The organism is Rhizobium hidalgonense, from assembly GCF_002914525.1.
Lineage (GTDB): Bacteria > Pseudomonadota > Alphaproteobacteria > Rhizobiales > Rhizobiaceae > Rhizobium > Rhizobium hidalgonense.
On the sequence record NZ_LODW01000108.1, the window covers coordinates 1 to 7,684 of the forward strand.

At 59.0% G+C, this 7,684-nt stretch carries 6 protein-coding genes; all 6 read left to right on the forward strand.

What is annotated here, in order from left to right; translation table 11 throughout:
- Window positions 1-96: 96 nt before the first annotated feature.
- The 6 genes from nifH to nifX all read left to right on the forward strand — a co-directional run bounded on the left by nifH (window position 97) and on the right by nifX (window position 7,670).
- The gene (nifH, locus tag ATY29_RS31700) at window positions 97-990 is read left to right on the forward strand and encodes a nitrogenase iron protein (RefSeq protein ID WP_004675840.1); all 894 of its coding nucleotides are present in this window, start codon (window positions 97-99) and stop codon (window positions 988-990) included.
- Window positions 991-1,097: 107 nt separating this feature from the next.
- Window positions 1,098-2,600 (forward strand): nitrogenase molybdenum-iron protein alpha chain, encoded by a 1,503-nt coding sequence (gene nifD / locus ATY29_RS31705; protein WP_010023084.1) that lies wholly within the window; start codon window positions 1,098-1,100, stop codon window positions 2,598-2,600.
- Window positions 2,601-2,723: 123 nt separating this feature from the next.
- Window positions 2,724-4,265: a nitrogenase molybdenum-iron protein subunit beta gene (gene nifK, locus ATY29_RS31710; protein WP_004677342.1), complete on the forward strand. Its 1,542-nt coding sequence runs from the start codon at window positions 2,724-2,726 to the stop codon at window positions 4,263-4,265.
- 58 nt (window positions 4,266-4,323) lie between these two features.
- Entirely contained in the window at window positions 4,324-5,814 is a 1,491-nt protein-coding gene (nifE, locus tag ATY29_RS31715; RefSeq protein WP_012489544.1) for a nitrogenase iron-molybdenum cofactor biosynthesis protein NifE, read from the forward strand.
- A 9-nt stretch (window positions 5,815-5,823) separates the two neighbouring features.
- Window positions 5,824-7,179, forward strand: a complete 1,356-nt coding sequence (nifN, locus tag ATY29_RS31720; protein WP_012489543.1) for a nitrogenase iron-molybdenum cofactor biosynthesis protein NifN — start codon at window positions 5,824-5,826, stop codon at window positions 7,177-7,179.
- Complete coding sequence (nifX, locus tag ATY29_RS31725) at window positions 7,176-7,670, forward strand: nitrogen fixation protein NifX (protein ID WP_085861407.1); 495 nt, start codon at window positions 7,176-7,178, stop codon at window positions 7,668-7,670. Before nifN ends, nifX begins: the two co-directional genes overlap by 4 nt.
- Window positions 7,671-7,684 lie beyond the last annotated feature (14 nt).

Genomic DNA, 7,684 nt, shown 5'->3' on the forward strand with positions numbered 1-7,684 from the left:
GCCCACATGGCACGGGTTTTGAAGATTGCCATGCGAGGCGGCGCGAGCTGCCTGCCTTTTACTCAGCGATGGATGGAACGAAAGAAGGAAGGCGATATGTCAGATTTGCGTCAAATCGCATTTTACGGCAAAGGGGGGATCGGCAAGTCCACCACCTCCCAAAATACGCTCGCAGCGCTTGTCGACCTCGGGCAGAAGATCCTGATCGTCGGATGCGACCCGAAAGCCGACTCCACCCGGCTGATCCTGAACGCCAAAGCACAGGACACGGTTCTGCATCTGGCAGCGCAGGAAGGTTCGGTGGAAGACCTTGAGCTCGAGGACGTGCTCAAGGCCGGCTACAAAGGCATCAAGTGCGTGGAGTCCGGCGGTCCGGAACCGGGCGTCGGCTGCGCCGGGCGCGGCGTCATCACCTCGATCAATTTCCTTGAAGAGAACGGTGCATATGACGATGTCGACTACGTCTCCTATGACGTGCTCGGCGATGTGGTGTGCGGTGGCTTTGCGATGCCGATCCGTGAGAACAAGGCCCAGGAGATCTACATCGTGATGTCCGGCGAGATGATGGCGCTCTATGCCGCCAACAACATCGCCAAGGGCATCCTGAAATATGCCCATTCCGGCGGCGTGCGGCTCGGCGGCCTGATCTGTAACGAGCGCCAGACGGACCGCGAGCTCGACCTCTCCGAGGCGCTGGCTGCCAGGCTCAATTCCAAGCTCATCCACTTTGTGCCGCGTGACAACATCGTCCAGCACGCCGAGCTCAGGAAGATGACGGTGATCCAGTACGCGCCGGACTCCAAGCAGGCCGGGGAATATCGGGCGCTAGCCGAGAAGATCCATGCCAATTCGGGCCAAGGGACCATTCCGACCCCGATTACCATGGAAGAGCTCGAAGACATGCTGCTCGACTTCGGCATCATGAAGAGCGACGAGCAGATGCTGGCCGAACTACAGGCCAAGGAGTCAGCGGTGGTTGCGGCTCAATAACTGCCGCTGTCGACAGGACGCGCTGGCCCTTGCGCCAGCGCGTCCTTCCAAGAAAGCCGCTTCGGCGACGACGACCTAACCCGAACCTTGAAAGGGGGCAGGGGCCCATGAGCCTTGATTACGAGAATGACAGCGTTTTGCATGAACAGCTCATTGCGGAAGTATTAGCGCAATATCCAGACAAGGCGGCGAAGCGCCGCAAGAAGCACCTCAGCGTCGCAACGAGCGGCGACGAGCCTGGCGATGAGCCGAAGGCCCTTTCCGAATGCGACGTCAAATCGAACATCAAGTCCATTCCGGGCGTGATGACGATCCGCGGCTGCGCCTATGCCGGTTCCAAAGGCGTGGTATGGGGGCCGGTCAAGGACATGGTCCACATCTCGCACGGGCCGGTCGGTTGCGGTCATTATTCCTGGTCGCAACGCCGCAACTACTACGTCGGCCTGACGGGCATCGACACGTTCGTGACGCTGCAGTTCACCTCAGACTTCCAGGAAAAGGACATCGTGTTCGGCGGCGACAAGAAGCTTGAACAGGTCATCGACGAGATCGAGGAGCTTTTCCCCCTCAACAACGGCATCAGCGTGCAGTCGGAATGCCCGATCGGGCTGATTGGCGACGACATTGAGGCGGTGTCGCGCAAGAAGGCCAAGGAGCACGAAAAGACGATCGTGCCGGTGCGCTGCGAGGGCTTCCGCGGCGTCTCGCAATCGCTCGGCCACCACATCGCCAACGACGCCATCCGTGACTGGGTTTTCGACAAGAACGAAGTCGAGTTTGAGACCGGCCCTTACGATGTCAACGTCGTCGGCGACTACAATATCGGTGGCGACGCGTGGGCTACGCGCATTCTATTGGAGGAGGTGGGGCTGCGCGTGGTCGGCAACTGGTCGGGTGATGCCACGCTCGCTGAGGTCGAGCGCGCGCCAAAGGCCAAGCTGAACCTCATCCACTGCTACCGCTCGATGAACTACATCTGTCGGCACATGGAGGAAAAATACGGCATCCCGTGGATGGAATACAATTTCTTTGGTCCGTCCCAGATCGAAACCTCCCTGCGCGAAATAGCCAAGCACTTCGGTCCGGAAATCGTCGACAAGACCGAGGCTGTCATCACCAAGTACCGGCCCCTGGTCGATGCTGTCGTCGACAAGTACCGGCCGCGCCTCGAAGGCAAGACGGTGATGCTCTATGTCGGCGGCCTGCGTCCTCGCCACGTCATCACGGCCTATGAGGACCTCGGCATGCGGATCGTCGGCACCGGCTACGAGTTCGCCCACAACGACGACTATCAGCGCACCGGCCATTATGTGAACAAGGGTACGCTGATCTATGACGACGTGACCGGTTACGAGCTGGAAAAGTTCATCGAAGGCATCCGCCCCGACCTTGTTGGGTCCGGCATTAAAGAGAAGTATCCGGTGCAGAAGATGGGCATCCCCTTCCGCCAGATGCACTCCTGGGATTATTCCGGCCCGTATCACGGCTATGACGGCTTCGCCATATTCGCCCGCGACATGGATCTGGCCATCAATAATCCGGTGTGGGATCTCTACGACGTCCCCTGGAAAAAAGAGGCCGCGCCAGCTGAGGCGGTTGCGGCCGAATGAGAGCCTGGCCTGTCTTGGGAAGGGGCAGGCCAGGCTCTTCCCATCGGACTTGATCCGCACTCGTGACAGATGACATCCCATTGCCGCCACCGGTGCGGCGCGATGAAAAGAAAGGTGCTTACTATGCCGCAGTCGGCGGAAAAAGTTCTCGACCATGCTCCCCTGTTCCGCGAGCCGGAATACAGGCAGATGCTCGCCGAGAAGAAAGCCAATTTCGAATGCCCCCACCCGGATCAGGTCGTTGCCGATCAAAACGACTTCACGAAGACCTGGGAGTATCGCGAAAAGAACCTGGGCCGCGAAGCCCTGGTCGTGAACCCGGCCAAAGCCTGCCAGCCGCTCGGTGCCGTCTTCGCAGCCGCAGGCTTTGAGCAAACGATGTCCTTCGTCCATGGCAGCCAGGGCTGCGTCGCTTATTACCGTTCGCATCTGTCGCGTCACTTCAAGGAGCCTTCATCGGCGGTCTCGTCCTCGATGACGGAGGACGCGGCAGTGTTCGGCGGGTTGAAGAACATGGTCGACGGGCTCGCCAATACATACAAGCTCTACGATCCGAAGATGATCGCCGTCTCGACCACCTGCATGGCCGAAGTCATTGGAGACGACCTCCACGGCTTCATCGAAAACGCAAAGAACGAAGGGTCGGTCCCGCACGACTTCGATGTTCCTTTCGCCCACACGCCTGCCTTCGTCGGCAGCCACGTCGATGGCTATGACGGCATGATCAAGGGCATTCTGGAGAACTTCTGGAAAGGCAACGAGCGGAAGGAGGTTGCTCAAGCCATCAACATCATTCCCGGCTTCGACGGCTTCTGCGTCGGCAACAACCGCGAACTGAAGCGCCTGCTCGACATGATGGGCGTATCCTACATCTTCATCCAGGATGCCTCCGACCAGTTCGACACGCCGTCTGACGGTACGTACCGCATGTATGACGGCGGCACGAAGATCGAGGACTTGAAAACGGCGTTGAATGCCGAAGCGACCCTGTCGCTGCAGCACTATAACACGCGCAAAACGCTGGAATATTGCAAGGAGGTCGGTCAGGTTACGGCTTCGTTCCATTATCCGCTGGGTGTTCAGGCGACCGACGAATTCCTGATGAAGGTCTCGGAGATTACCGGCAAGGAAATTCCTCCGGCAATCGGCCTGGAACGCGGCCGTCTCGTCGACGCTATGGCAGATAGCCAAGCCTGGCTGCACGGGAAGAAATACGCGATCTACGGCGATCCTGACTTCGTCTACGCCGTTGCCCGGTTCGTCTTGGAAACCGGCGGTGAGCCGACCCACTGCCTTGCTACCAACGGCACGTCGGCCTGGGAAGCCGAGATGAAGGCGTTGCTCGCATCCTCGCCCTTCGGCAAGGATGCCCAGGTCTGGGCGGGCAAGGACCTGTGGGCGTTGCGCTCGCTGCTCTTTACCGAGCCGGTTGATCTTATGATCGGCAATTCCTATGGCAAGTATCTCGAGCGCGACACCGGCACCCCATTGATCCGGCTGACCTTTCCGATATTCGACCGGCACCATCACCACCGTTTCCCGCTCATGGGCTACCAGGGCGGCCTGCGCGTCCTGACGACGATCCTCGACAAGATCTTCGACAAGCTCGATCGCGAGACGAGCGAGCCGGGTGTGACGGACTATTCTTACGACCTGACCCGCTAGGAGCGGCGGCGGTCGGCCTTGTGAGGCCGGCCGCCTTCATCTGAACTTGGAGACCGCAATGCCCTTGCTCAATGCTAAAGTCCAGGATGTCTTTGACGAGCCTGCCTGCGAGAAGAACCGCAGCAAGGATTCCAAGGCGCGCAAAAACGGCTGTTCGAAGCCGCTGATCCCCGGGGCGGCAGCCGGCGGATGCGCTTTCGATGGCGCCAAGATCGTGCTGCAGCCGATCACCGACGTCGCGCACCTGATCCATGGGCCTCTCGGCTGTGAGGGCAATTCCTGGGACAACCGCGGATCGGCTTCCTCAGGTCCAACGCTCTGGCGCACGAGCTTCACGACCGACCTCACTGAAACCGAAGTGGTGATGGGGCACGGCGAGCGGAAACTTTTTAAAGCAATCCGCGAGATCAAGGAGGCCTATGCTCCACCGGCGATTTTCGTCTATTCGACCTGTGTGACAGCATTGATCGGCGACGACATCGAGGCCGTCTGCAAGCGGGCCGCGGAAAAATTCGGCCTTCCGGTGGTGCCGGTCAACGCACCGGGCTTTGCCGGCTCCAAGAACCTTGGCAATAAGCTCGCCGGTGAAGCGTTGCTCGATCATGTGATCGGCAGCGTAGAGCCGAACGACGTGACCGCCTACGACATCAATATCATTGGTGAGTTCAACCTATCCGGCGAGTTTTGGCTGGTAAAGCCGCTTCTTGACCGGCTGGGGATCAGAGTAAGGGCCTGCATTCCAGGAGACGCCCGATATCTTGACATTGCTTCTGCGCATCGCGCCAAGGCGTCCATGTTGGTGTGCTCGACAGCACTCATCAACCTCGCCCGCAAAATGGAGGAGCTCTGGGATATCCCGTTCTTCGAAGGCTCCTTTTACGGAATTACCGACACCTCGGAAGCACTCAGACAGATCGCCAAGCTGCTCGTGATGCAGGGGGCGGATCCCGAAATCCTCGAGCGCACCGAGGCATTGATCGCGGAGGAGGAGGCGATTGCCTGGATGAAACTCGCAGCATATCGACCAAGGCTTGAAGGCAAGCGCGTGTTGCTCAACACCGGCGGCGTCAAGTCCTGGTCGGTTGTCCATGCGCTGATGGAGGTGGGCATCGAGATCGTGGGCACCTCGGTCAAGAAATCCACGCCTGAAGACAAGGAACGTATCAAGCAACTCCTGAAAGACGAAAAACACCTGTTCGAGTCGATGGCGCCGCGCGAGCTTTATAACATGCTCGCCGACGGTAAAGCCGACATCATGTTGTCTGGCGGGCGCACGCAATTCATCGCGCTGAAGGCCAAGACACCTTGGCTCGATATCAACCAGGAACGCCACCACCCCTATGCCGGCTATGACGGCATGGTGGAGCTCGTTCGCCAGATCGATCTTGCTATTCACAATCCGATCTGGATGGAGGTGCGGGAGCCGGCACCGTGGGAATGCCAGCATGCGGTGGAAGAAGAACTGACGAATACCAAGAGCGAGAACGAGACTGGGTACGTCTTGCAAAACTTTGTCGGCGCGGTCGCCGGCAGCTTCGGCAAGCGTTGAGGAAAGCCGATGGTTCAAGTCTTTCCCCAGACCAAATCAGCTGCGGTCAATCCGCTGAAATCGTCGCAGCCGCTCGGCGCCGCGCTCGCCTTTCTTGGCGTCGAGCGTGCCGTGCCGCTGTTCCACGGCAGCCAGGGCTGCACCAGCTTGGCGCTGGTACTTTTAGTCCGACACTTTAAGGAAGCCATTCCCTTGCAGACAACGGCATTGGACGCAGTGGCGACCATTCTTGGCGGCGCAGGCAATCTGGAAGAGGCGATCCTAAATCTCAAGAGGCGCGCAAAACCCAAGCTGATCGGAATTTGCACGACAGCCCTGGTGGAAACCCGCGGCGAAGATTTCGCAGGCGATCTCGCCAACATCAAGCGGGATCGTGCCGATGAGCTCGCGGGTACGGAGGTTGTGCTGGCGAATACCCCGGATTTCGAGGGAGCGATCGAAGAGGGATGGGCGAAGGCCGTCATCTCTATGGTCGAGCGCATCACCACTCCAGGCGAGCAGAGCCGCCACCAAAAGAAGATTGCGATCCTACCAGGATGGCATCTGACAGTCGCTGACATCGAGCTTCTGCGCGAAACGGTCGAAAGCTTCGGTCTGAAGCCGGTGATCCTGCCGGACATTTCCGGCTCTCTCGACGGCACGGTGCCCGGCGATCGTTGGGTTCCGACCACCTATGGCGGTACTCCCGTCGACGAGATACAAGAGCTTGGCACGGCGGCGCAATGTATCGCGATCGGCGAGCATATGCGCCGCCCCGCAGAGCTACTGCGGACCCGGACGGGAGTCCCTTACGCATTGTTCCAGTCGCTGACAGGATTGAAACGAGCCGACCGGTTCGTCTCGTTTCTTTCTGAGATTTCTGGTGCGCCGGTGCCAGCAAACATCCGCCGTCGCCGAGCACAGCTGCAGGACGCCCTGCTCGACGGACATTTCCATTTCGGAGGCAAGAAAATCGCAATTGCTGTGGAGCCGGACCAGCTCTACCAATTCGCTACCTTCTTCACCGGCATGGGCGCCGAAATCGCGGCAGCGGTCACCACGACCGGCACCTCAAAAATACTCGCGGAAATGCCGGCCGAATCGCTCCAGGTCGGTGATCTTGGCGATCTCGAAGAACTTGCCGTCGGCGCTGATCTTCTCGTCACGCATTCGCATGGACGACAAGCGGCGGAGCGCCTTGGGATTCCGCTCATGCGGGTGGGCTTCCCGATATACGACCGACTCGGCAGCCAGCATAAGCTCACAAGTCTCTATCAGGGAACGCGCGACCTGATCTTCGATGTTTCCAACATCTTCCAGGCCAATCAGCGCGCGCCGTGTCCTGGATCGCTTGATCCCTCCCGCAAAGGAGAACTGCCTAGATGATCGCCGCTCGTCGCCTTTCCCTCGTCCCTGACGGGGTTCACTCGTCAGCTCCAAAACGGAAGGCTGGCGCGTTGCGCGTCGCAATCGCCACTCAAGATATGAAATCTCTCGACGCCCATTTCGGATCGGCAAAACGTTTCGTCGTCTATGATGTGAGTCCCGACGACTGGAAACTGGTGGAAGTCCTGGACTTCGAAGACGTTTCCGACCAGAGCGGAAAGCATCGGAACGAGGACGTCGATCGTATTAACCCGAAGGTGAAGGCGTTGGAAGGTTGTCACTTATTGTTCTGTCTGGCGATCGGTGGGCCATCGGCAGCCCGAGTTGTTTCGGCCAAAATCCACCCAATTAAAGTATCCGATCCTCAACTGATCGAAGATGTTTTGTCGCGAACTCGGGCGATGCTCAGGACTACTCCGCCACCCTGGTTACGCAAGGCGCTGACCGAAGCAGGCGCCATTGAAAAGAAGCCTTTCGATGAGGAGGACTAAGAAATGGGTACATT